This is a genomic window from Streptomyces sp. PR69, assembly GCF_026420845.1.
Taxonomy (GTDB): domain Bacteria; phylum Actinomycetota; class Actinomycetes; order Streptomycetales; family Streptomycetaceae; genus Streptomyces.
The window spans coordinates 25887-51758 of the sequence record NZ_JAOWCB010000007.1 but is presented as its reverse complement, the minus strand read 5'-3'; the positions used below and the strand labels follow the sequence as shown (position 1 = coordinate 51758).

General features: G+C 68.7%; 21 protein-coding genes and 3 tRNA genes. 4 read left to right on the top strand and 20 right to left on the bottom strand.

All coding sequences use genetic code 11. The features are described 5' to 3' along the window. Positions 1–18: 18 nt before the first annotated feature. The 12 genes from rpsG to OF819_RS08970 form a co-directional block, all read right to left on the bottom strand. Positions 19–489, bottom strand: a complete 471-nt coding sequence (rpsG, locus tag OF819_RS09025) for a 30S ribosomal protein S7 (RefSeq protein ID WP_100108597.1) — start codon at positions 487–489, stop codon at positions 19–21. 2 nt (positions 490–491) lie between these two features. Next, positions 492–863: a 30S ribosomal protein S12 gene (rpsL, locus tag OF819_RS09020; RefSeq protein ID WP_003948652.1), complete on the bottom strand. Its 372-nt coding sequence runs from the start codon at positions 861–863 to the stop codon at positions 492–494. 781 nt (positions 864–1644) lie between these two features. Continuing rightward, positions 1645–5556, bottom strand: coding sequence for a DNA-directed RNA polymerase subunit beta' (locus OF819_RS09015; RefSeq protein WP_267242878.1), 3912 nt, complete (start codon positions 5554–5556; stop codon positions 1645–1647). A gap of 96 nt (positions 5557–5652) precedes the next feature. Then, positions 5653–9138 (bottom strand): DNA-directed RNA polymerase subunit beta, encoded by a 3486-nt coding sequence (rpoB, locus tag OF819_RS09010; protein ID WP_267242877.1) that lies wholly within the window; start codon positions 9136–9138, stop codon positions 5653–5655. A gap of 535 nt (positions 9139–9673) precedes the next feature. Beyond that, a complete protein-coding gene (gene rplL / locus OF819_RS09005; protein ID WP_267242876.1) occupies positions 9674–10063 on the bottom strand; it encodes a 50S ribosomal protein L7/L12 in 390 nt (129 codons plus the stop codon). A 124-nt stretch (positions 10064–10187) separates the two neighbouring features. Next, complete coding sequence (rplJ, locus tag OF819_RS09000; RefSeq protein WP_267242875.1) at positions 10188–10715, bottom strand: 50S ribosomal protein L10; 528 nt, start codon at positions 10713–10715, stop codon at positions 10188–10190. 296 nt (positions 10716–11011) lie between these two features. After that, positions 11012–11968 carry a hypothetical protein gene (locus OF819_RS08995; protein ID WP_267242874.1) on the bottom strand — a complete coding sequence of 319 codons (957 nt, stop codon included), beginning with the start codon at positions 11966–11968 and terminating at the stop codon, positions 11012–11014. Positions 11969–12139: 171 nt separating this feature from the next. After that, positions 12140–12862, bottom strand: coding sequence for a 50S ribosomal protein L1 (rplA, locus tag OF819_RS08990; RefSeq protein ID WP_267242873.1), 723 nt, complete (start codon positions 12860–12862; stop codon positions 12140–12142). A 107-nt stretch (positions 12863–12969) separates the two neighbouring features. Further along, positions 12970–13404 (bottom strand): 50S ribosomal protein L11, encoded by a 435-nt coding sequence (gene rplK, locus OF819_RS08985; RefSeq protein WP_067282281.1) that lies wholly within the window; start codon positions 13402–13404, stop codon positions 12970–12972. 182 nt (positions 13405–13586) lie between these two features. Continuing rightward, complete coding sequence (nusG, locus tag OF819_RS08980; RefSeq protein WP_267242872.1) at positions 13587–14465, bottom strand: transcription termination/antitermination protein NusG; 879 nt, start codon at positions 14463–14465, stop codon at positions 13587–13589. Between the two features lie 75 nt (positions 14466–14540). Next, positions 14541–14828 carry a preprotein translocase subunit SecE gene (gene secE / locus OF819_RS08975; RefSeq protein ID WP_267242871.1) on the bottom strand — a complete coding sequence of 96 codons (288 nt, stop codon included), beginning with the start codon at positions 14826–14828 and terminating at the stop codon, positions 14541–14543. A 121-nt stretch (positions 14829–14949) separates the two neighbouring features. Beyond that, positions 14950–15022 (bottom strand) — tRNA-Trp (locus OF819_RS08970). A 250-nt stretch (positions 15023–15272) separates the two neighbouring features. On the opposite strand from OF819_RS08970, the gene OF819_RS08965 reads away from it, so the two are divergent. After that, positions 15273–16499, top strand: a complete 1227-nt coding sequence (locus OF819_RS08965) for a pyridoxal phosphate-dependent aminotransferase (RefSeq protein ID WP_267242870.1) — start codon at positions 15273–15275, stop codon at positions 16497–16499. A gap of 136 nt (positions 16500–16635) precedes the next feature. Continuing rightward, positions 16636–17658: an adenosine deaminase gene (locus OF819_RS08960; RefSeq protein WP_267242869.1), complete on the top strand. Its 1023-nt coding sequence runs from the start codon at positions 16636–16638 to the stop codon at positions 17656–17658. A 755-nt stretch (positions 17659–18413) separates the two neighbouring features. On the opposite strand, the gene OF819_RS08955 is transcribed toward OF819_RS08960, so the two are convergent. From OF819_RS08955 to OF819_RS08930, 6 genes are all read right to left on the bottom strand, one after another. After that, complete coding sequence (locus OF819_RS08955) at positions 18414–19469, bottom strand: UDP-N-acetylmuramate dehydrogenase (RefSeq protein WP_267242868.1); 1056 nt, start codon at positions 19467–19469, stop codon at positions 18414–18416. Positions 19470–19626: 157 nt separating this feature from the next. Next, positions 19627–20055 carry a MaoC family dehydratase gene (locus OF819_RS08950; protein ID WP_267242867.1) on the bottom strand — a complete coding sequence of 143 codons (429 nt, stop codon included), beginning with the start codon at positions 20053–20055 and terminating at the stop codon, positions 19627–19629. 5 nt (positions 20056–20060) lie between these two features. Next, entirely contained in the window at positions 20061–20513 is a 453-nt protein-coding gene (locus OF819_RS08945) for a MaoC family dehydratase N-terminal domain-containing protein (RefSeq protein ID WP_267242866.1), read from the bottom strand. A 99-nt stretch (positions 20514–20612) separates the two neighbouring features. Then, entirely contained in the window at positions 20613–20777 is a 165-nt protein-coding gene (gene rpmG / locus OF819_RS08940; RefSeq protein WP_006347275.1) for a 50S ribosomal protein L33, read from the bottom strand. A 92-nt stretch (positions 20778–20869) separates the two neighbouring features. Beyond that, a tRNA-Met gene (locus OF819_RS08935) sits at positions 20870–20942 on the bottom strand. A 47-nt stretch (positions 20943–20989) separates the two neighbouring features. Next, a tRNA-Thr gene (locus tag OF819_RS08930) sits at positions 20990–21062 on the bottom strand. A gap of 225 nt (positions 21063–21287) precedes the next feature. Between OF819_RS08930 and OF819_RS08925 the strand changes: the two genes are divergently transcribed. Together OF819_RS08925 and OF819_RS08920 are read left to right on the top strand one after the other, a co-directional pair. Further along, on the top strand, positions 21288–22526 hold the full coding sequence (locus OF819_RS08925) for an amidohydrolase family protein (protein ID WP_267242864.1): 1239 nt from the start codon (positions 21288–21290) through the stop codon (positions 22524–22526). Positions 22527–22631: 105 nt separating this feature from the next. Continuing rightward, complete coding sequence (locus OF819_RS08920; RefSeq protein ID WP_267242863.1) at positions 22632–23288, top strand: NAD(P)H-binding protein; 657 nt, start codon at positions 22632–22634, stop codon at positions 23286–23288. A gap of 670 nt (positions 23289–23958) precedes the next feature. Here OF819_RS08920 and OF819_RS08915 read toward each other — a convergent pair. Together OF819_RS08915 and OF819_RS08910 are read right to left on the bottom strand one after the other, a co-directional pair. Next, a complete protein-coding gene (locus OF819_RS08915; protein ID WP_267242862.1) occupies positions 23959–24666 on the bottom strand; it encodes a creatininase family protein in 708 nt (235 codons plus the stop codon). A gap of 18 nt (positions 24667–24684) precedes the next feature. Beyond that, positions 24685–25812, bottom strand: coding sequence for a hypothetical protein (locus OF819_RS08910; protein ID WP_267242861.1), 1128 nt, complete (start codon positions 25810–25812; stop codon positions 24685–24687). Positions 25813–25872 lie beyond the last annotated feature (60 nt).

The window sequence follows — 25872 nt, the reverse complement described above, 5'->3', positions numbered from 1 at the left end:
TTCTCGATGGGGTAGCGACTACCAGCGGTAGTGCGCGAAGGCCTTGTTGGACTCGGCCATCTTGTGCGTGTCCTCGCGCTTCTTGACCGAGGCGCCGAGGCCGTTCGAGGCGTCCAGCAGCTCGTTCATCAGGCGCTCGGTCATGGTCTTCTCACGACGGGCGCGGGAGTAGCCCACGAGCCAGCGCAGCGCGAGAGTGGAGGCGCGGCCGGGCTTGACCTCGACCGGGACCTGGTAGGTGGCGCCACCGACACGGCGGGACTTCACCTCGAGCGCCGGCTTGACGTTCTCGAGGGCGCGCTTCAGCGTGATGACCGGGTCGTTGCCGGTCTTCTCGCGGAGGCCTTCCATGGCGCCGTACACGATGCGCTCAGCGGTGGACCGCTTGCCGTTGAGCAGGATCTTGTTGATCAGCGAGGTCACCAGAGGAGAACCGTAAACCGGGTCGATGATGACCGGGCGCTTCGGGGCGGGGCCCTTACGAGGCATTCTTACTTCTCCTTCTTGGCGCCGTAGCGGCTGCGGGCCTGCTTGCGGTTCTTGACACCCTGGGTGTCAAGCGAACCGCGGATGATCTTGTAGCGAACACCCGGCAGGTCCTTCACACGGCCACCACGCACGAGCACGATGGAGTGCTCCTGCAGGTTGTGTCCCTCACCCGGAATGTAGGCCGTGACCTCGATGCCGGAGGTCAGACGCACACGCGCGACCTTGCGGAGGGCCGAGTTCGGCTTCTTCGGGGTGGTCGTGAACACACGCGTGCAGACGCCGCGGCGCTGAGGGGAACCCTCGAGTGCGGGCGTCTTGTTCTTCTCGACCTTGTCCTGCCGGCCCTTCCGGACCAGCTGCTGGATCGTAGGCACTACTTCTCCGGTTTCTGTGTGCCGTGTAGTAAAGCTAACCTGGAACGTCGCCGACCCACGCGGTCGGGTGTGTCGAATCCTGCCCGCCGCCGCCGATGGCGGCGGAAGTGGCGGATTGCGGTGGCCGATCGAGGCCCGCCGTGCGGCTGTAGACACGCACACGAGCCAAGGCACACCCCAGGCACAAGGTCTGAGCGTACCTACCGCATTCCCTTCGGTCAAAACAAATGCCCACGCGCGGGAACTCTCGGACGCGGGGCGCCCTCCCGGCGGACAGGCGGCCCGCGGGTGGACATGGGCCGGAAGCCCCCGGCCCGGCGGGAACGGACGGCAGCCGAGCTGCCGCCTGAGCCTGCGGCGGGCACCCGGTCACGGCCACGGCCTGCTTCCGGACGGCCAGGGGCTACCGCCCCTGCACCCGCTCGGCCCGCGCCCTGAGCCCCTGTACCACATCGCCCCGCGCCGCGCCCCAGCCGGCGGCGTCCCGCCGGGCAGTACAGCCATCCGGACCACGCCGGGCGGATGGCCCGCGATCGGCCGGCCCGGCCAAAGCTCCACGCCGCCGCACAAGCCGGCCGAACAGCGGCCAAGCCACCAAAGCTCCGGACCGCAGGCCCGCAGGCGCCAGGGCAAAGCCCCTGGCTCACGGGGTGCAGGGGCGGAGTCCCTGGTTGCGGGGAGGGGTGGGGTGGGGGAAACGCTCCGCCCGCACCCCGGACCCACCCAACGCCAAAGGGCGGGCACCCACCCAGGATGCCCGCCCTTCGCTCAGACGTACGCCTTACTGGTTGTACGGACCGTAGTCGTAGTCCTCCAGCGGCACAGCCTGCCCAGAGCCCGTGCCGAACGGCGAGTAGTCGATGTCGTCGTACCCGACGGCCGAGTACATCGCCGCCTTCGCCTCCTCGGTGGGCTCCACCCGGATGTTCCGGTAACGGGACAGACCCGTACCGGCCGGGATGAGCTTACCGATGATGACGTTCTCCTTGAGGCCGATCAGGGAGTCCGACTTGGCGTTGATCGCCGCGTCGGTCAGGACCCTGGTCGTCTCCTGGAAGGACGCCGCCGACAGCCACGACTCGGTGGCCAGCGAGGCCTTGGTGATGCCCATCAGCTGCGGACGGCCGGAGGCGGGGTGACCGCCCTCGGTGACGACCCGGCGGTTCTCGGTCTCGAACTTCGACCGCTCCACCAGCTCGCCCGGCAGCAGCTCGGCGTCGCCGGACTCGATGATCGTCACCCGGCGCAGCATCTGCCGGATGATGATCTCGATGTGCTTGTCGTGGATCGACACACCCTGCGAGTTGTAGACCTTCTGGACCTCGCCGACCAGGTGGACCTGGACCGCGCGCTGGCCGAGGATGCGCAGCACGTCGTGCGGGTTGGTCGCGCCGAAGGTGAGCTTCTGGCCCACCTCGACGTGGTCGCCCTCGTGCACCAGGACCTTGGCACGCTTCGAGATCGGGTACGCCGTCTCGTCGCTGCCGTCGTCCGGGGTGACGATGATCTTCTTGGTCTTCTCGGTCTCCTCGATGCGGACCCGGCCCGCGGCCTCGGAGATCGGGGCCACACCCTTGGGCGTACGGGCCTCGAAGAGCTCGACGACACGGGGCAGACCCTGGGTGATGTCGTCACCGGCTACACCACCGGTGTGGAAGGTACGCATCGTCAGCTGGGTGCCCGGCTCACCGATGGACTGGGCGGCGATGATGCCGACCGCCTCACCGATGTCGACCAGCTTGCCGGTGGCCAGCGAACGGCCGTAGCAGTACGCACAGGTGCCGACCGCGGACTCACAGGTCAGGACCGAGCGGGTCTTGACCTCCTCCACGCCCGCGGCGACGAGCTGCTCGATCAGCACATCGCCGAGGTCGACATTGGCCGGCGCGATGACCTTGCCGTCGACGACGACGTCCTCGGCGAGCATGCGCGCGTACACGGACGTCTCGACGTTGTCCGCCTTGCGCAGGGTGCCGTCGGCGCCCCGCTCGGCGATCCGCAGCTTCAGGCCGCGGTCGGTGCCGCAGTCCTCCTCGCGGATGATCACGTCCTGCGAGACGTCGACCAGACGACGGGTCAGGTAACCCGAGTCCGCGGTACGCAGAGCGGTGTCCGCGAGACCCTTACGGGCGCCGTGGGTGGAGATGAAGTACTCCAGCACGGAGAGACCCTCACGGAACGACGCCTTGATGGGCCGCGGGATGGTCTCGTTCTTCGCGTTGGACACCAGACCACGCATACCGGCGATCTGACGCATCTGCATCATGTTTCCGCGAGCGCCCGAGTTGACCATCATGAAGATGGGGTTGGTCTTCGGGAAGTTCACGGTCATGGCCTCGGCGACCTCGTTGGTCGCGTTGGTCCAGATGCCGATGAGCTCCTGGGTCCGCTCGTCCTTGGTGATCAGACCGCGCTCGTACTGCTTCTGGATCTTCTCGTCCGCGGCCTCCCACTTGGCGACGATCTCCTTCTTCGCCTCGGGGACAACGACGTCGGAGATGGCCACGGTGACGCCGGAGCGGGTCGCCCAGAAGAAGCCGGCCGCCTTCAGGTTGTCGAGCGTCGCCGCCACGATGACCTTGGGGTAGCGCTCGGCGAGGTCGTTGACGATCTCGGAGAGCTGCTTCTTGCCGACCGCGTAGTCGACGAACGGGTAGTCCTCGGGCAGCAGCTCGTTGAAGAGCGCACGGCCCAGGGTGGTGCGCAGCCGGAAGCTGTCGCCCTGCTGCCACGGTCCGGTGACCGACTCCTCGCCCTGCTCCTCGGCCGGAGGCGTCCAGCCGCGCGGCGGGATGGTGCCCACCGGGAAGCGGATGTCGACCTTCGCCTGGAGCGACAGCTCCCGCGCGTCGAAGGCCATGATCGCCTCGGCGGTCGAGTTGAACGACCGGCCCTCGCCGATGACCTTGCGCTCTTCCTCGTCGGAGGTGAGGAAGTACAGGCCCAGCACCATGTCCTGGGTCGGCATGGTCACCGGACGGCCGTCGGCCGGCTTGAGGATGTTGTTCGAGGACAGCATCAGGATGCGGGCCTCGGCCTGTGCCTCCGCGGACAGCGGCAGGTGCACGGCCATCTGGTCGCCGTCGAAGTCCGCGTTGAAGGCGGTGCAGACGAGCGGGTGGATCTGGATGGCCTTGCCTTCAACCAGCTGCGGCTCGAAGGCCTGGATGCCGAGGCGGTGCAGCGTGGGCGCACGGTTCAGCAGAACCGGGTGCTCCGCGATGACCTCTTCCAGCACGTCGTACACGACCGTGCGGCCGCGCTCGACCATGCGCTTGGCGCTCTTGATGTTCTGCGCGTGGTTCAGGTCGACCAGGCGCTTCATCACGAACGGCTTGAACAGCTCCAGCGCCATCGCCTTCGGCAGACCGCACTGGTGCAGCTTGAGCTGCGGGCCGACGACGATGACGGAACGGGCCGAGTAGTCGACTCGCTTGCCGAGGAGGTTCTGACGGAAGCGGCCCTGCTTGCCCTTGAGCATGTCGGACAGCGACTTCAGCGGGCGGTTGCCGGGGCCCGTGACCGGGCGGCCGCGGCGGCCGTTGTCGAACAGCGCGTCGACGGCCTCCTGCAGCATCCGCTTCTCGTTGTTCACGATGATCTCGGGGGCGCCGAGGTCAAGGAGACGCTTGAGGCGGTTGTTGCGGTTGATAACGCGGCGGTACAGGTCGTTCAGGTCGGAGGTGGCGAAGCGGCCACCGTCCAGCTGCACCATCGGACGCAGGTCCGGCGGGATCACCGGGACGCAGTCCAGCACCATGCCCTTGGGGCTGTTGGAGGTCTGCAGGAAGGCGGAGACGACCTTGAGGCGCTTGAGCGCCCGGGTCTTCTTCTGCCCCTTGCCGGTGCGGATGATCTCGCGGAGGCGCTCGGCCTCCTCCTCCAGGTCGAAGGACTCCAGGCGCTTCTGCAGCGCGGCGGCGCCCATCGAGCCGTCGAAGTAGGTGCCGAAGCGGTCGCGCAGCTCGCGGTAGAGCAGCTCGTCGCCCTCCAGGTCCTGGACCTTGAGGTTCTTGAAGCGGTTCCACACCTCGTCGAGCCGGTCGATCTCGCGCTGGGCGCGGTCGCGCAGCTGCTTCATCTCTCGCTCGGCGCCTTCGCGCACCTTGCGGCGCACATCGGCCTTGGCGCCCTCGGCCTCCAGCTCGGCCAGGTCGGTCTCGAGCTTCTTGGCGCGGGCCTCCAGGTCGGCGTCGCGGCGGTTCTCGATCTGCTGGCGCTCGACGGAGACATGCGCCTCCAGCGAGGGCAGATCGCGCGTGCGGCGCTCCTCGTCCACGTACGTGATCATGTACGCGGCGAAGTAGATGACCTTCTCCAGGTCCTTCGGCGCGAGGTCCAGCAGGTAGCCCAGGCGGGAAGGAACGCCCTTGAAGTACCAGATGTGGGTGACCGGCGCGGCCAGCTCAATGTGGCCCATCCGCTCACGGCGCACCTTGGCGCGAGTGACCTCCACGCCGCACCGCTCACAGATGATGCCCTTGAAGCGGACACGCTTGTACTTGCCGCAGTAGCACTCCCAGTCCCGGGTAGGACCGAAGATCTTCTCGCAGAAGAGTCCGTCCTTCTCGGGCTTGAGCGTGCGGTAGTTGATGGTCTCCGGCTTCTTCACCTCGCCGTGGGACCACTGTCGGATGTCGTCCGCGGTCGCCAGGCCGATCCGCAGCTCGTCGAAGAAGTTGACGTCGAGCACTATGCGTCAATCCCTCTCAGGGTCGTGTCAATCAATGGTCTGTACGGGCCCGGGGCCGGCCGGGGCTCTCATGGGGGAGAGCCCCGGCCAGGCCCGTCAGACCTCTTCGACGCTGCTCGGCTCGCGCCGGGACAGGTCGATTCCGAGCTCCTCCGCAGCGCGGAAGACGTCCTCGTCGGTGTCGCGCATCTCGATGGACATACCGTCCGACGAGAGCACCTCCACGTTGAGGCACAGGGACTGCATCTCCTTGATGAGCACCTTGAAGGACTCGGGGATGCCGGGCTCCGGGATGTTCTCGCCCTTGACGATGGCCTCGTAGACCTTCACGCGGCCGGTGACGTCGTCGGACTTGATGGTCAGCAGCTCCTGGAGGGCGTAGGCGGCGCCGTATGCCTCCAGCGCCCACACCTCCATCTCACCGAAGCGCTGGCCACCGAACTGGGCCTTACCACCCAGCGGCTGCTGGGTGATCATCGAGTACGGGCCGGTCGAACGGGCGTGCAGCTTGTCGTCGACCAGGTGGTGGAGCTTGAGGATGTACATGTACCCGACGGAGATCGGGTCCGGGAACGGCTCACCGGAGCGGCCGTCGAACAGCCGCGCCTTGCCGGACGGCAGGACCATGCGGTCACCGTCGCGGTTGGGCACGGTGTGCTCCAGCAGACCGGCCAGCTCGTCCTCACGGGCGCCGTCGAAGACCGGGGTCGCGACATTGGTGCGCGGCTCGACCTGGTCGGCGCCGATGTGCTGCAGTCGCTGGGCCCACTCGTCGGCGAGACCGGAGACGTCCCAGCCCTGGCTGGCGAGCCAGCCGAGGTGGATCTCCAGCACCTGTCCCGGGTTCATTCGGGACGGCACACCCAGCGGGTTGAGGATGATGTCGACCGGGGTGCCGTCCTCCAGGAACGGCATGTCCTCGATCGGCAGAATCTTGGAGATGACGCCCTTGTTGCCGTGGCGGCCGGCGAGCTTGTCACCGTCGGTGATCTTGCGCTTCTGCGCCACGTAGACGCGGACCAGCTGGTTCACGCCGGGCGGCAGCTCGTCGCCCTCCTCGCGGTCGAAGACGCGGACGCCGATGACCTTGCCGGTCTCGCCGTGCGGCACCTTCAGCGAGGTGTCGCGGACCTCACGCGCCTTCTCACCGAAGATCGCGCGGAGCAGGCGCTCCTCCGGGGTCAGCTCGGTCTCACCCTTCGGGGTGACCTTGCCGACCAGGATGTCGCCCGCGACGACCTCGGCGCCGATGCGGATGATGCCGCGCTCGTCGAGGTCGGCGAGGACCTCCTCGGAGACGTTCGGGATGTCCCGGGTGATCTCCTCGGGGCCCAGCTTGGTGTCACGGGCGTCGACCTCGTGCTCCTCGATGTGGATCGAGGACAGCACGTCGTCCTGGACGAGGCGCTGCGACAGGATGATCGCGTCCTCGTAGTTGTGGCCCTCCCACGGCATAAAGGCGACGAGCAGGTTCTTGCCGAGCGCCATCTCGCCGTGCTGGGTGGCCGGGCCGTCGGCGAGGACCTGGCCCTCGACAACCCGGTCGCCCTCGGAGACGATCACCTTCTGGTTGACCGACGTGCCCTGGTTGGAGCGGGAGAACTTGGCGACGCGGTACGTGGTGTACGTGCCGTCGTCGTTGGCGACGGTGATGTAGTCGGCCGAGACCTCCTGGATCACACCGTCCTTCTCCGCCTTGATGACGTCGCCGGCGTCGGTGGCACAGCGGTACTCCATGCCGGTGCCGACGAGCGGGGCCTCCGCCTTGATGAGCGGAACGGCCTGGCGCATCATGTTCGCGCCCATGAGGGCACGGTTGGCGTCGTCGTGCTCAAGGAACGGGATCATGGCCGTGGCGACCGACACCATCTGGCGCGGCGAGACGTCCATGTAGTCCACGTCGCCGGCGCCGACGTAGTCGACCTCGCCGCCGCGGCGGCGGACCAGCACGCGGTTCTCGGCGAACCGGAGGTCCTCGGTCAGCGGGGCGTTGGCCTGCGCGATGACGAAGCGGTCCTCTTCATCGGCGGTCAGGTAGTCCACCTCGTCGGTGACCTGGCCGTCGACGACCTTGCGGTACGGCGTCTCGACAAAGCCGAAGGCGTTGACCCGGCCGTACGAGGCGAGCGAGCCGATCAGACCGATGTTCGGGCCTTCCGGCGTCTCGATCGGGCACATGCGGCCGTAGTGCGAGGGGTGCACGTCACGGACCTCGAAGCCGGCCCGCTCACGGGAGAGACCACCCGGGCCGAGCGCCGACAGCCGGCGCTTGTGGGTGAGCCCCGACAGCGGGTTGTTCTGGTCCATGAACTGGGACAGCTGGCTGGTGCCGAAGAACTCCTTGATGGAGGCGACGACCGGCCGGATGTTGATCAGGGTCTGCGGCGTGATCGCCTCGACGTCCTGGGTGGTCATGCGCTCCCGCACGACGCGCTCCATCCGGGCCAGACCCGTGCGGACCTGGTTCTGGATGAGCTCGCCGACATTGCGCAGACGGCGGTTGCCGAAGTGGTCGATGTCGTCGGTCTCGACGACGATCTGGGTGCCGCTCTCGCCGACCGTCTCGACCTCGCCGGCGTGCAGCTTCACCAGGTACTTGATGGTGGCGATGATGTCGTCGACGGTGAGCACGCCGGCGTCCAGCGGCTCGTCCGCGCCGAGCTTCTTGTTGACCTTGTAGCGGCCGACCTTCGCCAGGTCGTAGCGCTTGGGGTTGAAGTAGAGGTTCTCAAGCAGCGTCTGCGCGGCCTCGCGCGTGGGGGGCTCGCCCGGGCGCAGCTTGCGGTAGATGTCGAGCAGCGCGTCGTCCTGGCCCTGGGTGTGGTCCTTCTCCAGGGTGGCGCGCATGGACTCGTAGTCGCCGAACTCCTCAAGGATCTGCTCGGTGGTCCAGCCGAGGGCCTTGAGCAGCACGGTGACGGACTGCTTGCGCTTGCGGTCGATGCGGACGCCGACCATGTCGCGCTTGTCGATCTCCATCTCCAGCCAGGCGCCCCGGGAGGGGATGATCTTGGCCGTGAAGATGTCCTTGTCGGACGTCTTGTCGATGGAGGAGTCGAAGTAGACACCCGGCGAGCGGACGAGCTGCGACACCACGACACGCTCGGTGCCGTTGATGACGAAGGTGCCCTTGTTGGTCATGAGCGGGAAGTCGCCCATGAAGACCGTCTGGGACTTGATCTCGCCGGTCTCGTTGTTCGTGAACTCGGCCGTGACGAAGAGCGGCGCGGCGTAGGTGAAGTCGCGCTCCTTGCACTCGTCGATCGAGTTCTTCGGAGGCTCGAAGCGGTGGTCGCGGAAGGTCAGCGACATCGACCCGGAGAAGTCCTCGATCGGGGAGATCTCCTCGAAGATCTCCTCCAGACCGGACTTGGTGGGGACGTCCTGTCCGGACTCCAGAGCCGCCTCGACACGAGCCTTCCATGCGGCGTTGCCGAGCAGCCAGTCAAAGCTCTCGGTCTGCAGCGCGAGGAGGTTCGGAACCTCGAGGGGCTCCTTGATCTTTGCAAAGGAGATGCGCAGCGGGGCGGTGCTTGCGCCGTTGTTCGTATTCGCGGTCGAGGCGTTGCGCGAGGCGGCCAAGAGGGGGTCCTTCCGAGGGCTCGGACTCACTACGCGCGTACCGGTCCCAGGTCGGGCACGGCGACAGAACATCTCCCGACTGGTCAAAGGACCAGGTCAGGGCCGTTTCGGTCGGTGTGCTCGTACGAGGGCATGCCCCTGGTGACGGGCAGGGAGCAGCTAACAGGCAGCGCAAAGGGTCAGTGTAGCCACCTGGCCCACTGATGTCCAGTGCGGGTATCCACGACCCTCGTTGTTCTCATCTCCGCGGTTAGCCACGCGCCATGTGGCGCACCCCGATACTGCCCGTCCGGCCGGCGATCCATGCCTCGGATACGGATCGCTGTGCCGACGCGTCCTGAGAATTGCGCGCTACGTGCGGTTCGTCAAGGCCCCCAGCGAGCGGGGCGCACGGCGAAGATCACCATACTCGCCATGTCGGCGAGTGCAAGACAGACGTCACGGGTACGCCGAAGGGCGATCACCCGGTTGGGTGATCGCCCTTCGGTTCGAGTCTCAAGCCGCCGCGAGCGGCCGGCTCAGGAGCTCAGTGGGGTCACTTGACCTCGACGGAGGCGCCGGCGCCCTTGAGGGCCTCGGCGGCCTTGTCGGCGGCGTCCTTGGCGACCTTCTCGAGGACCGGCTTCGGGGTGCCGTCCACGAGGTCCTTGGCCTCCTTCAGACCCAGGGAGGTCAGCTCACGCACGACCTTGATGACCTGGATCTTCTTGTCGCCGGCGCCGGTGAGGATGACGTCGAACTCGTCCTTCTCCTCGGCGGCCTCGGCGCCCGCGCCCGGGACGCCCGGGGCGGCGGCGACGACGGCGGCCGGAGCGGCGGCGGTGACGTCGAACTTCTCCTCGAACGCCTTCACGAACTCGGAGAGCTCGATGAGGGTCATCTCCTCGAACTGCGCGAGCAGGTCTTCCTGAGAGAGCTTCGCCATGGTGGCGGTCCTTCCACTAAGTCGGCTGGTGCCGGATGTACATATGAGGCGGGCGTACGTTCGGCCCGCTGCGGCCGTGCCGGCTAGGCGTGCCTAGGCGACGGCGGCCAATGCGCGAGCCGAATTACTCGGCACCGCCCTGCTCGGCCTTCTTGGCACGAAGCGCCTCCGCGGTGCGGACGAACTTCGAGGGAAGCGCCTGGAAGAGCGCGGCAGCCTGGGACTGCTTGCCCTTCATGGCGCCCGCCAGCTTGCTGAGCAGAACCTCGCGGGACTCAAGGTCCGCAAGCTTCTTGATCTCGTCGGCGGACAGCGCCTTGCCGTCAAGGACACCGCCCTTGATGACGAGCGCGGGGTTCTCCTTGGCGAAGTCACGAAGACCCTTAGCCGCCTCGACCGGGTCACCGGTCACAAAGGCGACAGCCGTGGAGCCCTTGAGGTGCTCGTCCAGCTCGACCCCGGCCTCCTTGGCCGCGATCTTGGTCAGCGTGTTCTTCACCACTCGGTACTGAGCGTTCTCGCCGAGAGAACGACGGAGCTGCTTGAGCTGCGCCACGCTCAGTCCGGTGTAAGAGGTCACCACAGCCGCGTTGGAGTCGCGCAGCTTCTGCGTGATCTCCTCGACGGCTGCGACCTTGTCGGACGTCGCCATGAGCCTCGGCCTCCTTCCGGGTGATTCGGACCGCACGGGATCGACGAAGGAGGGGACTGGGCAAAACGAAACGCCCCGGCGCAGGCGCACGGGGCGTAGCTCGACCGAATCGGACGTGAGTCTCTTCAGGAGCTTTCCACAGTCACCTGCGCGGGTCGTCCGCAGCTAGCGGATCCTTCGGCCTCCGCACCCGCGTACGGGCACGGTGACGACCAGCGGTCTTTGGCTTCTGTGGAAGAGTACGTGAACGATTCCCGGTCAGGCAAATCGGGCCGCCGGAGTGACGCCCGGAGCCGTCAGCCCTGGAGCGCGGGCTCCTCGGCGGAGGCGCCGTCGCCCTCCTGCATCGCCTTGCCCAGCTCCTCGAACATCTCCATGAGGTCCAAGGTCTCCCCGGCGGGCGGCGCCTGGACCTCGGCCTTGGCGCCGTAGTCGGAGTAGTCGGCGGTCATCTTCACGGCGCCCTGGGGGGTGCCCATCCCGACGACCATCCGGACGGGGTAGCCGTCCTCGTTGACCCAGACCTCGGTGTCGTAGTCCTTGATGCCGGCCTTCTTCACATTGGCCAGCAGCTCCTTGCGCTCCTCGTCGCTGAGGACGGAGAGCGACTCATTGGACTTCATCATCTCCTCGACGGAGAGCGTGCCCTTGTAGTGCTGGGTGTCCGTGCCGTCGATCTTCTCCGGACCAACGTGCTTGAGGTTGGGCGAGTCAAGCAGCAGCGCCAGCTGCTTGGCCGGGTCCTGGTTCATGTTCTCCAGGCCGGAGGTCATCTGCTTCTGCAGCGCCTTGTCGCCCGACGCCTCGGCGGCGGCCGTGATGTCCAGCTTCATCCAGCGCTTGCCGTCCATCTTGGCGGCCTGCTGGGCACCCATGTCCAGGTACACGACGTTGTCGAGCCACACCATGCGCATCTGCTCGGGAGCGTCCGGGTCGGCCTTGAACGCCTCGCCCTTCACGGTGATGTCCATCAGCGTGGGGTCCCACCCCATGACGCCGGACATCTCCATCTCGCCGCCCTTGACGCCGTCCATGCCCGCGGGCATGGACATCGTCATGCGGATCTTGGCCGACTTCGCCTCGGCGGTCTTCTTGTACGCGGCCGTGATGACCTCGGTCGCCGCCGAGCGGGACGAGTCCTTGGGCTCGTTGACGGCCTTCTTGTCGCTGCCGCCCTGGCACCCGGCCACACCGGCGACGACGGCCACAGCGGTCAGCGAGACGCCCGCGCGCCTCCATGCGGACATGCTCATGCCCCACCCCTCGTTTTTCTTTCGCGAACCCCAGAACCGTAGCGCATGCGTACGACACCCCCCACATCGAAAAAACCGGCCCCCGCCACCTCAGAGAGGGTGCGAGGGCCGGTTCTCAGCGCGCCTGCCCGCCGTATGACGCTACGGCGAGACCCCTGGCTGCCGTCGGCGTCAGACGGCCGCCGGGTCCTCCTCGACGAGGAGGTTGCGGGTGCGGTTGGCGTCCAGCGGGATGCCGGGGCCCATCGTGGTGGTCAGGGTCGCCTTCTTGATGTAGCGGCCCTTCGCGGCGGACGGCTTCAGACGGAGGATCTCCTCCAGAGCCGCGCCGTAGTTCTCCACCAGCTTGGCCTCGTCGAAGGAGACCTTGCCGATGATGAAGTGCAGGTTCGAGTGCTTGTCGACCCGGAACTCGATCTTGCCGCCCTTGATGTCGTTCACAGCCTTGGCGACATCGGGGGTGACGGTGCCGGTCTTCGGGTTCGGCATCAGACCACGGGGGCCGAGGACCCGGCCGAGGCGGCCGACCTTGCCCATGAGGTCCGGGGTGGCGACGACGGCGTCGAAGTCCAGACGGCCCTTCGAGACCTCGTCGATGAGCTCGTCGGCGCCGACGATGTCGGCGCCCGCGGCACGCGCGGCCTCGGCACGGTCACCGGTCGCGAAGACCAGGACCCGGGCGGTCTTGCCGGTGCCGTGCGGGAGGTTCACGGTGCCACGGACCATCTGGTCGGCCTTGCGCGGGTCGACGCCCAGGCGGAAGGCGACCTCGACGGTGCCGTCGAACTTGGTGGTGGCGGTTTCCTTGGCGAGACGGACGGCCTCGAGGGGGGCGTAGTTGCGCTCCCGGTCGACCTTGGCGTCCGCGCCGCGGAGAGCCTTGCTGCGCTTCACTTCTTCTCCTGCTCAGTTCAGGTGTGGAGTCGTGGTCCGGGCCAGCGCGTGGCCCTTCCACTCTGTGCTGAACATGCGGCTTCCGCCGCGTGCTCAATCGGGGGTGTTCAGCCCTCGACCGTGATGCCCATGGAACGGGCGGTGCCGGCGATGATCTTCTCGGCGGCGTCCAGGTCGTTCGCGTTCAGGTCGGGCATCTTGGTGGTGGCGATCTCGCGGACCTGGTCGCGCGTCAGCTTGGCGACCTTGGTCTTGTGCGGCTCGCCGGAGCCCTTCTCCACGCCCGCGGCCTTGAGGATCATCCGCGACGCCGGCGGGGTCTTGGTGATGAAGGTGAAGGAACGGTCCTCGTAGACCGTGATCTCCACCGGGATGACCCAACCGCGCTGCGACTCGGTCGCGGCGTTGTAGGCCTTGCAGAACTCCATGATGTTGACGCCGTGCTGACCCAGCGCCGGGCCGACCGGCGGGGCCGGGTTGGCGGCGCCGGCCTGGATCTGGAGCTTGATCAGCCCCGTGACCTTCTTCTTCTTGGGAGGCATTGCTCTCTCCGGGTCCTAGTGAGAGTGTTCAGCGCTCCACCCGATCATCCGGATGGAGGCATACCGCACAACGATAACGGGTATAGCTGCACGGCTAAAAACCGAGCAGGTCAGCACGGCCGCGAGAGCCGCACTGACCTGCCCGGACGCGTCGTTTCAGAGAACGCGGGCCGTCGTGGCCGTCAGTTCTTCTGAATCTGGTCGAAGCTCAGCTCGACCGGGGTCTCGCGGCCGAAGATCTCGACAAGGCCCTTGACCTTCTTCGAGTCGGCGTTGATCTCGTTGATGGTGGCCTGGAGCGTGGCGAACGGGCCGTCGGTGACGGTGACCGAGTCGCCGACCTCGAAGTCCAGCACCTGGACCTCGACCTTGCGGGCCGGAGCCGGCTTGCCCTCCGCCTCCGCGGCCTCACGGGCGGCCTTCTCCTCGGCCTCCGGGGCGAGCATCTTGACGATCTCGTCCAGGGTCAGCGGGTACGGGTCGTAGGCGTTGCCGACGAAGCCGGTGACGCCAGGCGTGTTGCGGACGACGCCCCAGGACTCGTTCGTCAGGTCCATCCGGACGAGCACATAGCCGGGCAGCTTGTTCTGCCGGACGTTCTTCCGCTCGCCGTTCTTGATCTGGACGATCTCTTCCTCGGGGACCTCGGCCTGGTAGATGAAGTCCTCGACGTTCAGCGAGACGGCGCGCTGCTCCAGGTTGGCCTTCACACGCTTCTCGTAGCCGGCGTAGGTGTGGATGACGTACCACTCGCCGGGAAGGCCGCGCAGCTCCTCGCGCAGTGCGGCGACCGGGTCGACGGACGCCGTCTCGGGCTCCGCCGCCTCCTCGGCCACGGCTTCCGCGGCCTCCTCAGCCTGTGCCTCATCGGCGGCCTCGGCGGCCTCCGACTCGGCGTCCCCCTCGGTGCGCACGGCCGCCTGCTCGGCGGGCTCGCCCGCGGCGGCCTCGGCGGCTTCCGCCTGGTCCGGCTCCACAGCGTCCGCCGCCTCAACGATGTCGAGCTGGTCCTCGGCGGACTCGATCGACTCGCTGCGGTCGTTCAGGTTCGGGTCAGACACGGTGGCTGCTTCTTCCTGGATACAGATGGGGTGGAACATGCGAAAACGGGCGCCGGGTCAGGCGCCCTCCGCGGATCAGCCGAAGACGTACTTGACTGCTTCCGAGAAGCCATAGTCAATCACGGTCACCAGGCTGATCATGATGACGACGAAAATAATCACCACAGTGGTGTACGTCGTCAGCTGGTTGCGCGTAGGCCAGACGACCTTGCGCAGTTCAGCGACGATCTGGCGGTAGAACAGCGCGAGCCGGCCCAGCGGGCCCCTCTTTCCGCGCTTGCCGCCCTTGCGGGTCTTCTTCTTGGAGTCCGGAGTCTCGTCCTCGGCATCAGGCATGTCGATGGAGCCTACGGCGTCCGTCACGATCTCTCACCTGATTCCCGGGTCGTGGCCGTGCCGCGCCCGGTGGAGCCGCACGGCGGTGCGTCTGACGTACGTACTTGCGCACACGGCGCGCACACAGCCTGGTGAAAGGTGTGTGTAGCAGGGCCGGAGGGACTTGAACCCCCAACCGCTGGTTTTGGAGACCAGTGCTCTACCAATTGAGCTACGACCCTTTGTGGTTCCCCCCAAACCTACAGCATCCGCGGAGCCGTCCGGTGAGGGCCAACGAGGAGTGAGTGTACGTGTTCCCAGGCCTGACGTCGAACAGATACCCCCGCGGGACCCTGCCGCTACCCCCGCGGCCCCTGCCGCCCCGCCCGCCGGGCCCCCGGCAGGAGCGCACCCGACCGGATGACGGCGCATTGTGTCCGCTCCGCGAAACCTGTGTGTCGGGTGAGTAAGCCGTCTGGAACGATGGCCCCCATGAGCGCTGCAACCCCTCCGACCGAGCGCCGGGTCTCCGCGCGCGTCGGCGCGATCTCCGAGTCCGCGACCCTTGCCGTCGACGCCAAGGCCAAGGCCCTCAAGGCCGCCGGACGCCCGGTGATCGGCTTCGGCGCGGGTGAACCCGACTTCCCGACTCCCGACTACATCGTCGAGGCCGCGATCGAGGCCTGCCGCAACCCCAAGTACCACCGCTACACCCCCGCCGGCGGGCTGCCGGAGCTGAAGCAGGCCATCGCCGCCAAGACGCTGCGCGACTCCGGCTACGAGGTCGACCCCGCCCAGATCCTGGTGACCAACGGCGGCAAGCAGGCGATCTACGAGGCCTTCGCGGCGATCCTGGACCCGGGCGACGAGGTGATCGTCCCCGCGCCGTACTGGACGACGTACCCGGAGTCGATCCGGCTCGCGGGCGGCGTGCCGGTCGAGGTGGTCGCGGACGAGACGACCGGCTACCGGGTCTCGGTCGAGCAGCTGGAGGCGGCGCGCACGGAGCGGACGAAGGTCGTGCTCTTCGTCTCCCCGTCGAACCCGACCGGCGCGGTCTACAGCCGCGAGGACGCCGAGGCGATCGGCCGCTGGGCCCATGAGCACGGCCTGTGGGTCCTCACCGACGAGATCTACGAGCACCTGGTGTACGGCGACGCGGAGTTCACCTCGCTGCCCGCGCTGGTGCCCGAGCTGCGCGAGAAGTGCATCGTCGTCAACGGCGTCGCCAAGACCTATGCCATGACCGGCTGGCGCGTCGGGTGGGTCATCGGCCCGAAGGACGTGGTGAAGGCCGCGACCAACCTCCAGTCGCACGCCACCTCGAATGTGTCGAACGTCGCCCAGGTCGCGGCGCTGGCGGCCGTGTCGGGCAGCCTGGACGCGGTCGCCGAGATGCGCACCGCCTTCGACCGCCGCCGGCAGACGATCGTGCGGATGCTCAACGAGATCGACGGCGTGGTGTGCCCGGAGCCGGAGGGCGCGTTCTACGCCTACCCGTCGGTCAAGGGGCTGCTCGGCAAGGAGATCCGCGGCAAGCGCCCGCAGACCACGGTCGAGCTGGCGGCGCTGATCCTGGAGGAGGCCGAGGTCGCGGTGGTGCCGGGCGAGGCGTTCGGCACGCCGGGCTATCTGCGGCTGTCGTACGCCCTGGGCGACGAGGACCTGGTCGAGGGCGTGTCGCGGATGCAGAAGCTGCTGGCGGAGGCTCGCGGCTGAGCTGCGGACGTCGAGTATGCAGGGCCCCCGGTGCGGTGCGCCGGGGGCCCTGCGTGTGTGCGAGCACACATTCGAGCAAGGGCCCGATCGGGGAATGAGGCTGCCGTAGGCCGTTCGGGTGCGGCAGGATCTCCTGATGGAGCGCCGCGCAAGAGATCTTTCCCTGCTGCCCAAGGCCCATCTGCATCTGCACTTCACCGGGTCCATGCGGCCCACGACCCTGCTGGAGCTCGCCGACAAGTACGGCGTCCATCTGCCCGACGCGCTCACCGGCGGCCATCCCCCGAAGCTGCGGGCCACCGATGAGCGCGGCTGGTTCCGCTTCCAGCGGCTGTACGACATCGCCCGGTCCTGTCTGCGCTCCCCCGAGGACATCCAGCGGCTGGTGCGCGAGGCGGCCCAGGAGGATGTGCGGGACGGCTCCGGCTGGCTGGAGATCCAGGTCGACCCCACCTCCTACGCCCCGATGCTCGGCGGTCTCATCCCGGCGCTGGAGATCATCCTGGACGCCGTGGAGCGCGCCTCCCGGGAGACCGGGCTCGGAATGCGCGTCCTGGTCGCCGCCAACCGGATGAAGCACCCCCTGGACGCCCGCACGCTCGCCCGGCTCGCGGTGCGGTACGCGGACCGCGGCATCGTCGGCTTCGGTCTCTCCAACGACGAGCGCCGGGGCATGGCGCGCGACTTCGACCGCGCCTTCGCCATCGCCCGCGCGGGCGGCCTGCTCGCCGCCCCGCACGGCGGGGAGCTGACCGGGCCCTCCTCCGTACGGGACTGCCTGGACGACCTCCACGCCTCCCGCATCGGCCACGGCGTCCGGGCGGCCGAGGACCCGCGCCTGCTGCGCAGGCTGGCCGACCGCGGAGTGACCTGCGAGGTCTGCCCCGCCTCCAACGTGGCCCTCGGCGTCTACGAGAAGCCCGAGGACGTCCCCCTGCGCACTCTGTACGACGCGGGCGTCCCCATGGCCCTCGGCGCGGACGACCCCCTGCTCTTCGGCTCCCGCCTGGCAGCCCAGTACGAGATCGCCCGCCGCCACCACGCCTTCACGGACGAGGAACTGGCCACCCTGGCCCGCCAGTCGGTCCGCGCCTCCGCGGCCCCCGAGGAGAACAAGACGAAACTCCTCGCGGACATCGACGCCTGGCTGGCGTCCTAACGCCCCCGCCCACGGAGCCCGGCCCCCATCCACCACCGCCGTCCAGTCCGCACCCCGCCGCGCTGCGGACACCACAACCCGCCCACCTGCGACCGGGGCACGGCCAAAAGGCCGCCGCCTGCACGGGGGCCGGAGACGAGGCACGGCCCCGGAGCCGTCGCACACGCCGCCACCTCCCGCACAGTCCGCGAACGGGGGCACAGCCCTGAAGACGCCCCCTGCACGAGCAAGAGACGGGGCACCGCCGAGAAACCGTCACACACAGGGTGCGGAGCCGGGGCGCGGCGCGCAGCCGCCGCCTACGTGCCCAAGGGCCGGGACACGCCCTAAAGCCACCGCTCTACGCGCGCGCGGCGGGGGCACGACCGAGAAGCCGCCGCCTGCACGGGCCGGAGCCGGGGTGCGGTCCCGGAGCCGCCACACACAGGGTGCGAAACCGAGCCCCGGCGCGAAACCGCCGCCTACGTGCCCAAGGGACGGGACACGCCCCAAAGCCACCGCTCTACGCGCACGCGGCGGGGACGCGGCCCGAAGCCCGCCACCCACACGGCCCGCGGCGGGGCACCGCCGAGAAGCCGCCGCCTGCACGGGCCCAGACGGGGCACGGTCCCGGAGCCGCCACACACAGGGGGGGCGGAGCCGGGGCGCGGCGCGAAGCTGCCGCGTACGGGGGGGGGCGGGGCGTCAGCCCCGCGTACTCTCCCTCCCCCGGAGGGGTTCTGGGGGCGGAGCCCCCAGACCACCCACACGCGCCGTCAGAGCGCGACGCCCACCGTCACCGGCTCATTGACCAGCGTCACCCCGAACGCCTCCCGCACCCCCGCCACCACCTCCCGCGCCAGCGCCACCAGATCCTCCGCGGTCGCCCCACCGCGGTTCGTGAGCGCGAGCGTGTGCTTGGTGGAGATGCGGGCGGGCCCCGCCCCGTACCCCTTCGCGAAACCGGCCCGGTCGATCAGCCACGCCGCGGAGGTCTTGACCCGGCCCTCCCCGGCCGGGAACGCGGGCGGCGCGACGTCCGCGCCGAGCCGTTCCCGCACCCGGACGAGGAACGCCTCGAACTCGGCGTCCGTGAGGATCGGGTTGGTGAAGAACGAGCCCGCGGACCACGTGTCGTGGTCGTCCGCGTCGAGCACCATCCCCTTGCCCGCCCGCAGCTTCAGCACCGTCTCGTACGCGGCGGACGCCGCCACCCGGTCACCGGGCTCGACGCCGAGGGCGCGGGCGGTCTCGGCGTACCGGAGGGGCGCGGACAGCCCGCCCGCGTCCTCCAGCTCGAAGCGGACGCGGAGCACCACATAGCGCGTGGGGTCGGCCTTGAAGCGGCTGTGGCGGTAGGAGAAGTCGCAGTCGGCGTTGGGGATGACCACGGTCTCTTCGGCCCGGCGGTCGTAGGCGACGACCTCGGTGATGACGCCGGAGACCTCCTGGCCGTACGCGCCGACGTTCTGGATGGGGGTGGCGCCGGCCGACCCGGGGATGCCGGCGAGGCACTCGACGCCTGCGAGCCCCGCCTCGACGGTGCGGGCGACCGCGTCCGTCCAGACCTCGCCCGCGGCGAGCTCCAGCGTCGTGCCGTCGAGCGTGCAGCCCTTGGTGGCGATGCGCAGCGCGGTGCCGTCGAACCCCTTGTCGCCGATGACGAGGTTGCTGCCCCCGCCGATGATCAGCAGCGGCGTCCCGGCGGCGTCCGCCTCCCGGACGACGGCGACGATCTCGTCGTCGGTGACGGCGGTCACCAGCCGGGTGGCCGGCCCGCCGATCCGGAAGGTGGTGAGGGGCGCGAGTGAAGCATCCTGAATCTCCTGCACCCGCCCAAGGGTACGGTCCCGCCGTGGGCCCGCCGCCAGAGGCGGCTGTGAGGGCTGGCCACAAGGGCAGCCGTAAGGGGCAGCGCCCAAGGGCGCCCGCCCCTTACACAGGACGTCGGCGTTACCCAGGACGTCCGCGCCGGTCGCCGGTCGCCGGTCAGCCGAGCTGCACCACCGCGCGCGCCATCCCCAGCACCTTCTGCCCCGCGCTGACGGCGGTCAGGTCGACCCGTACCCGCTTGTCGTCGAGCAGGGCCGCGACCTTGCCGCTGACCTCGATCAGCGCGCCCTTGTCGTCGTTCGGCACGACGACCGGCTTGGTGAAGCGGACGCCGTACTCGACGACCGCGCCGGGGTCTCCGACCCAGTCCGTCACCACGCGGGCGGCCTCCGCCATGGTGAACATGCCGTGGGCGATGACGTCGGGCAGCCCGACCTCGGTGGCGAACTTCTCATTCCAGTGGATCGGGTTGAAGTCGCCGGACGCGCCCGCGTACCGGACGAGCGTGTCGCGCGTCACGGGGAACGTCTGCGCGGGCAGTTCGACGCCGACCTCGACCTCGTCGAATGCGATCTTCGCGGCCATTCGTCTCACCCTTCCTCGGCGGCGCGCGCCACCAGCTTCGTCCAGGCCGTCACGACGTGCTCGCCGCTCTCGTCGTGCACCTCGCCGCGCACGTCGAGGATGTCATTGCCCGCCAGCGACTTGATCGCCTCAATCGTCGAAGTGACGCTGAGCCGGTCTCCCGCCCGTACCGGCCTGGTGTACGCGAACTTCTGGTCGCCGTGCACCACCCGGCTGTAGTCCAGCCCCAGTTGGGGGTCCTGAATGACCTGCTCCGCCGCCTTGAACGTGATCGCGAATGCGAAAGTCGGCGGAGCGATCACATCGGGGTGGCCCAGCGCTTTCGCGGCCTCCCGGTCCATGTACGCGGGATTCGCGTCGCCCACGGCCTCGGCGAACTCACGGATCTTTTCCCGGCCGACCTCATACGGCGCGGTGGGCGGATAGGTCCGCCCCACGAAGGACTGGTCGAGCGCCATAGGGCTGGCTCCCTCCTGGTGTGTACTTGCCGGTCACTTGCCGGTCAAACGACACGAGGCCGCCCCCGGCTGGGGGCGGCCTCGTGTACGAGCCTGGAATCAGCGCGTTTCGCGGTGCGCCGTGTGCGCCTTGCAGCGCGGGCAGTGCTTCTTCATCTCAAGACGGTCCGGGTTGTTGCGCCGGTTCTTCTTGGTGATGTAGTTCCGCTCCTTGCACTCCACGCAGGCCAGCGTGATCTTCGGGCGGACGTCGGTGGCAGCCACGTGAGTGCTCCTTGACGGACGGATGTACGGGAATTTGAACGCATAAAAGAGTAGCCGATCGAAGGACCGACCCCACAATCGGCTACTGTGTGTAGCGGTGACCGGACTTGAACCGGTGACACAGCGATTATGAGCCGCTTGCTCTACCGACTGAGCTACACCGCTGCGATGCGAGACCCCCTCGCCCGAAGGCGAGGACGATCCAACACCAGAGCCCCAATACGGAATCGAACCGTAGACCTTCTCCTTACCATGGAGACGCTCTGCCGACTGAGCTATTGGGGCGAGCGATGAAGACATTACACGGTCAGTCGCCGTTCGCCCAAATCCGATTCCCGTCCTGTACCCCTCCCGCCACGTAGGCCACTCGTGGCCACACCGGTACGACTATTGCGCTCCTCCTCGATGCACGCCCTGAGCGCCCCTAGGCTCGACTCACGCAGCGTGATCTTGCGCCTCCCGTTCCCGTCGCGCGTCACGGTCACGCCCGCCCGCCCCCGCAGGAGCGCGATGCCCGACAGCCAGCCGCAGCACCCCGACGGCGCCACCGCGGACACCACAGCGCTGCTGCTCTGCGGCGCGCGGCTGACGGACGGCCGCACCGTCGACGTACGGCTCAGCGGCGGACGCATCCAGGCCGTAGGCACCGCGGGCAGTCTGACCCCGGCCTCGCGCTGCGCCCGGGTGGACCTGAACGGCTATCTGCTGCTGCCCGCCCCCGCCGAGCCGCACGCCCACGGCGACACGGCCCTCACCGCCGACATCCCGGGCCCGGTGTCATACGCCGTGGAGGACGTACAGCGCCGCGCGACCGAGGCCGCGCTGCTCCAGCTCGGCCATGGCGCGACTGCGCTGCGCTCGCATGTGCGCATCGGGGACGTCCAGGGGCTGGGGCCGATGGAGGCCGTGCTGCAGGCCCGGCGCTCACTGCGCGGGCTCGTCGAACTGACCGCCGTCGCCGTCCCGCGGCTGCTGACCGGGATCGCGGGCGCGGAGGGGCTGGCGATGCTGCGGGACGCGGTGAAGATGGGCGCCGCGGTCGTCGGCGGCTGCCCGGACGCCGACCCCGACCCGTCCGGGTACACCGAGGCGGTGCTCGAGGTCGCCGCCGAGCACGGCTGCCCGGTCGACCTGCACACCCACGGCGAGGACCCGGCCCGGCTCGCCCGGCTGGCGGCGATGGCCGGCGGGCTGCGGCCCGGAGTGACGATCGGGCCGTGCGCGGGGCTCGCGCGGCTGCCGCGGCAGGTCGCGTCGCGGGCCGCCGACCAGCTCGCCGCGGCCGGGGTGACGGTCGTCTGTCTGCCGCAGGGCGGCTGCGCGGGCGTGGAGCAGCGCGGCACCCCACCGGTGCGGCTGCTGCGGGCGGCGGGGGTGCGGGTGGCCGCGGGCAGCGGGGCGCTGCGGGATGTGACGAACCCGGTGGGCCGCGGGGACCCGCTGGAGGCGGCGTATCTGCTCGCCTCGCAGAGCGGGCTGCGCGCCCCTGAGGCGTACTCCGCCGCGGCCGGGGCGGCACGGGAGGCGATGGGGCTGCCCGAGGTGCGGGTGGAGGCTGGCTTCCCAGCGGAGCTGCTGGCCGTGCGCGGGGAGCGGATCGCGGGCGTGCTCTCGCTGGCGTACAGCAGGATCGTCGTGCACCGGGGGCGGGTGGTGGCCAGGACCAGCGCGGTGCGCGAGTACTGCGACTCGGCCGCCGCCGTGGCGCTCGAACTGCCCCGGCAGGGCCGTCCCGACCCCGGCCCCTGAGCCGTCGCGTTCTTGCGGCGTCGCGGCGGCTTTGCGGCAGCCTTGCGGCGGCTTTGCGGCGGCTTTGCGGAGCGAGGCGCGCGCCGCGGACGTACGGTCGTAACCATGCGCATTGTCATCGCTGGAGGACACGGTCAGATCGCGCTCCGCCTTGAGCGGCTGCTCTCAAAGGGCGGGCATGAGGTCGCGGGCATCATCCGCACATCCGAGCAGGCCGCCGACCTGCGCGCCGCCGGCGCCGAACCGGTCGTCCTGGACCTGGAATCCGCCTCCGTCGACGCCGTCGCGGCCGTGCTGCGCGGCGCGGACGCCGCCGTCTTCGCCGCGGGCGCGGGCCCCGCCAGCGGGGTCGCCCGCAAGGACACCGTGGACCGTGCCGCCGCCGTTCTCTTCGCAGACGCTGCCGAGGCCGCGGGCGTCCGCCGCTTTCTGGTCGTCTCCGCGATGGCCGCCGACGCTCGGCGCGAAGGGGACGGCGAGTTCGACGCCTATCTGCGCGCCAAGGGAGCCGCGGACGACGACGTACGCTCCCGGCCCGGCCTCGACTGGACGATCCTGCGCCCCGGCATCCTCACCGACGACGCCGGCACCGGCCTCGTCGAACTGAAGGCATCCACGGGCCGCGCCCCGGTGCCCCGCGACGACGTGGCGGCGGTCCTCGCGGAACTGCTGGAAACCCCGGCCACCGCGGGCCTGACCCTGGAACTGATCAGCGGCTCGGTCCCGGTCCCGGTCGCCGTGAAGGACATCGCGGGCAACTGACACAACAGGGCACACCGAGGGTCCCGTCCACAGCCCGTCCAGCCAGACGGACACAGCAGAGCGGCCCCTGATCAGCAGACACGCTGATCAGGGGCCGCTCTTTGGCGTGGCGGCGCCAGGATTCGAACCTGGGTAGGCTAAGCCGACGGATTTACAGACTCCTCCTCGCCACCACCTCTCGCGCCCTCTGACCTGCCAAGAAGGCGTCGCCCTGGAAGATCGCAGGGCCGACCGTCCACACGTCGTCCTGATCTTGTGCAGAACGATCCCCTGCGACACGGCGGCCGAAGCGCATACGGGGGACCGATGAGAGATGAGCGGGACGCGATCACTGCTCGTCTCGACACAGGTCGAGGGGTGACAGCGGTCTCGATGGGGTGGCTCCGGGAACGCTACAAACCGGACTGGGGCCGATTGAGCAACGCACGTGCCACCGAGATCAGTGCTTGGCTCAGCAAGCGCGACATACGGCACCTGCCGAGTCCTCTGCCGTCTCGCGAGACGGCAGAGATCATGCTGTACAAGCCCGACTCGCCCATCGGTGTGTACATCAACGCTGCGCGACTTGAGGGTCCATTCACGAACCGCCCCGCCAGGGCCGTGGACATCCTGAGCGCCCTCGCCGATCGCCTGTAAGGGCCCGGTCCGTCCGCCTGCCCGTCCCGTAAGGTCACTCGCCGAGCGCCTTCAGATGCTGAGCGAAGCCACCGACCAAACTCTCCAGAACAGCTTTCCCCTTGGTCGCTGTAGCGCGCGACGGGAACCCGATGACCCCGGTCTCCGTATACGCCTTCATGCCCAGCGTGAGCAGAAACGGCCGGTCCGGAGCGTTGTGGTCAGCCGTCTCGTATCCCGGCCGCACAAGGTCAGGCTCTGCGTGAAGGAGTATCGATGTCTCGATCTCCCCTGCGTGCATGTCGTCGTGAGCGGTACTCGTGAGACCTGCGAATTCGCGTGCCCGGTTCCACTCTCTCCCCTGAGGAAAGAGGCTCATCCGCGGCTCGACGAGGTTGGCCTCCTGCACGATGTTGGAGAGCACGTAGTTCCCACCGTGGGCGTTCACGAGCACGAGCTTGCGTACCCCGGACGCCTCCAGGGAGGAGGCAACGTCCGTGATGACGGCGTGCAGCGTCCTGGCGCTGATGCTGACCGTGCCGGCCCACGTGCCGTGCTCGTGGCTGCACGCGATCGAGATCGGCGGCAGGCTGAGAACCGGGTAGGCCGCGGCAAGTTCGCGGGCGATGACGCAGGCGATGGCGGTGTCTGTGACGAGCGGAAGATGAGCACCGTGCTGCTCGTACGACCCGATCGGGAGTACGGCGACGCTCGGTGCCTGGTCCTGGACGTCCACGGTGGTGATGTTGGGAAGCAGGCTCACGGCTCTCCTCTGATCCAGTCAGCTTCCCTTCATACTGCCTAAGATTCGGTTCAGCTCCCCGATCTCCACCAGCTTCCGCCACGGGCTGAGGAGCGGTTGGAGTCGCCCCAACTCGGCGAGGATGCGCGCCGACCCTGTTGTCTGGGCGATGGCAGCCGCCTGAGAGGCAGCGTTGTACGCCCCCTCGACGTCTTCGAGCTGTGCGTACGCGGTGGCAAGACGCGCCAGGCACAGGCCGCGATCCCGCTGCTGCTCAGCCGGCCACCGCGTCAGGCTCGCTTCCAGCGTCCTCACGGCATCTTCCGGCCGTCGGAGCTGGAGTGCGCAGTTCGCAGCCTCCATGTCGATGTACGAGACCGAGCAGTACGGGGCAAGACCGCTCTCGTCCTGCGCGGCTTGGTCGGCGAGGGCGCGGGCTTCGTCCAAGGCTCGCGCGCAGTCGTCGGCCTGCCCCAGCAGAGCGTACGAATTGGCACGCGCGCGAAGTGCCACTGCCTGAACCTGGCTCGGCAACTCCCGAGCGCGCTTCAGCGCAGCGTTGGCCAGTCCGACGGCGTACCCCGCCTGGCCGGCTTCAGCGGCGATATTGCTGCGCCGCTGGAAGACGTACGCGCTCAAGGCCGCGTCGTCCAGTTCGGACGCGTAGTTCAGCGCCCGGTTCGTCCAGAGCATGGCCTGTTGAGAGTCGCCCGTGTCTTGATGGAGCCACCCCAGGAGTTCGGCGTACCGGGCTCCGACTCGCACCGCGTCATCGCGGAGTGGCCCCGACGCTTCCTTGCAGAGTTCCTCGATCAGAGGCACCTGGCTTTGCACAGCCGGTACGAGAAACCGGGGGCCCACCAGAGGTTCCGCTTGCACATGCTGTGCGAACACCGATGTCAGGTAGTTGAGGACCTCAGGGGTAGCCCTCGGAGATGAAGCTCGCGGTATGGGGAGGACAGGTAGGGCATCAAGCTGTGGCGGGGCGGACTCCACCGCGAGGCCCAGCTCCTTACGGGTCGCTTGGTAGACCTCGCAGAAGAGAGCCTGATACTCCGGGCCGGGGGCCCGTCGGCCGTTCTCGAACATCGAGACTTGCGTCTTGAGGCTCGATCGTGAAGGCAGCGCGATACCGAGCCGTAAGGCGGCGCTCTCCAGCGCGTCCATGAGTTCAACCTGCGACCAGCCGCGAGCGGCGCGGGCCGCCTGTAGTTTCGTCTTCATCGC

What these genes read in the sequence shown, in the direction of transcription:
- rpsG (WP_100108597.1), bottom strand. Translation starts at nt 489, where the DNA reads ATGCCTCGTAAGGGCCCCGCCCCGAAGCGCCCGGTCATCATCGACCCG.
- rplL (WP_267242876.1), bottom strand. Translation starts at nt 10,063, where the DNA reads ATGGCGAAGCTCTCTCAGGAAGACCTGCTCGCGCAGTTCGAGGAGATG.
- rplJ (WP_267242875.1), bottom strand. Translation starts at nt 10,715, where the DNA reads ATGGCGACGTCCGACAAGGTCGCAGCCGTCGAGGAGATCACGCAGAAG.
- OF819_RS08995 (WP_267242874.1), bottom strand. Translation starts at nt 11,968, where the DNA reads ATGAGCATGTCCGCATGGAGGCGCGCGGGCGTCTCGCTGACCGCTGTG.
- rplK (WP_067282281.1), bottom strand. Translation starts at nt 13,404, where the DNA reads ATGCCTCCCAAGAAGAAGAAGGTCACGGGGCTGATCAAGCTCCAGATC.
- OF819_RS08965 (WP_267242870.1), top strand. Translation starts at nt 15,273, where the DNA reads ATGAGCGCTGCAACCCCTCCGACCGAGCGCCGGGTCTCCGCGCGCGTC.
- OF819_RS08960 (WP_267242869.1), top strand. Translation starts at nt 16,636, where the DNA reads ATGGAGCGCCGCGCAAGAGATCTTTCCCTGCTGCCCAAGGCCCATCTG.
- OF819_RS08950 (WP_267242867.1), bottom strand. Translation starts at nt 20,055, where the DNA reads ATGGCCGCGAAGATCGCATTCGACGAGGTCGAGGTCGGCGTCGAACTG.
- OF819_RS08945 (WP_267242866.1), bottom strand. Translation starts at nt 20,513, where the DNA reads ATGGCGCTCGACCAGTCCTTCGTGGGGCGGACCTATCCGCCCACCGCG.
- OF819_RS08925 (WP_267242864.1), top strand. Translation starts at nt 21,288, where the DNA reads ATGCCCGACAGCCAGCCGCAGCACCCCGACGGCGCCACCGCGGACACC.
- OF819_RS08920 (WP_267242863.1), top strand. Translation starts at nt 22,632, where the DNA reads ATGCGCATTGTCATCGCTGGAGGACACGGTCAGATCGCGCTCCGCCTT.
- OF819_RS08910 (WP_267242861.1), bottom strand. Translation starts at nt 25,812, where the DNA reads ATGGACGCGCTGGAGAGCGCCGCCTTACGGCTCGGTATCGCGCTGCCT.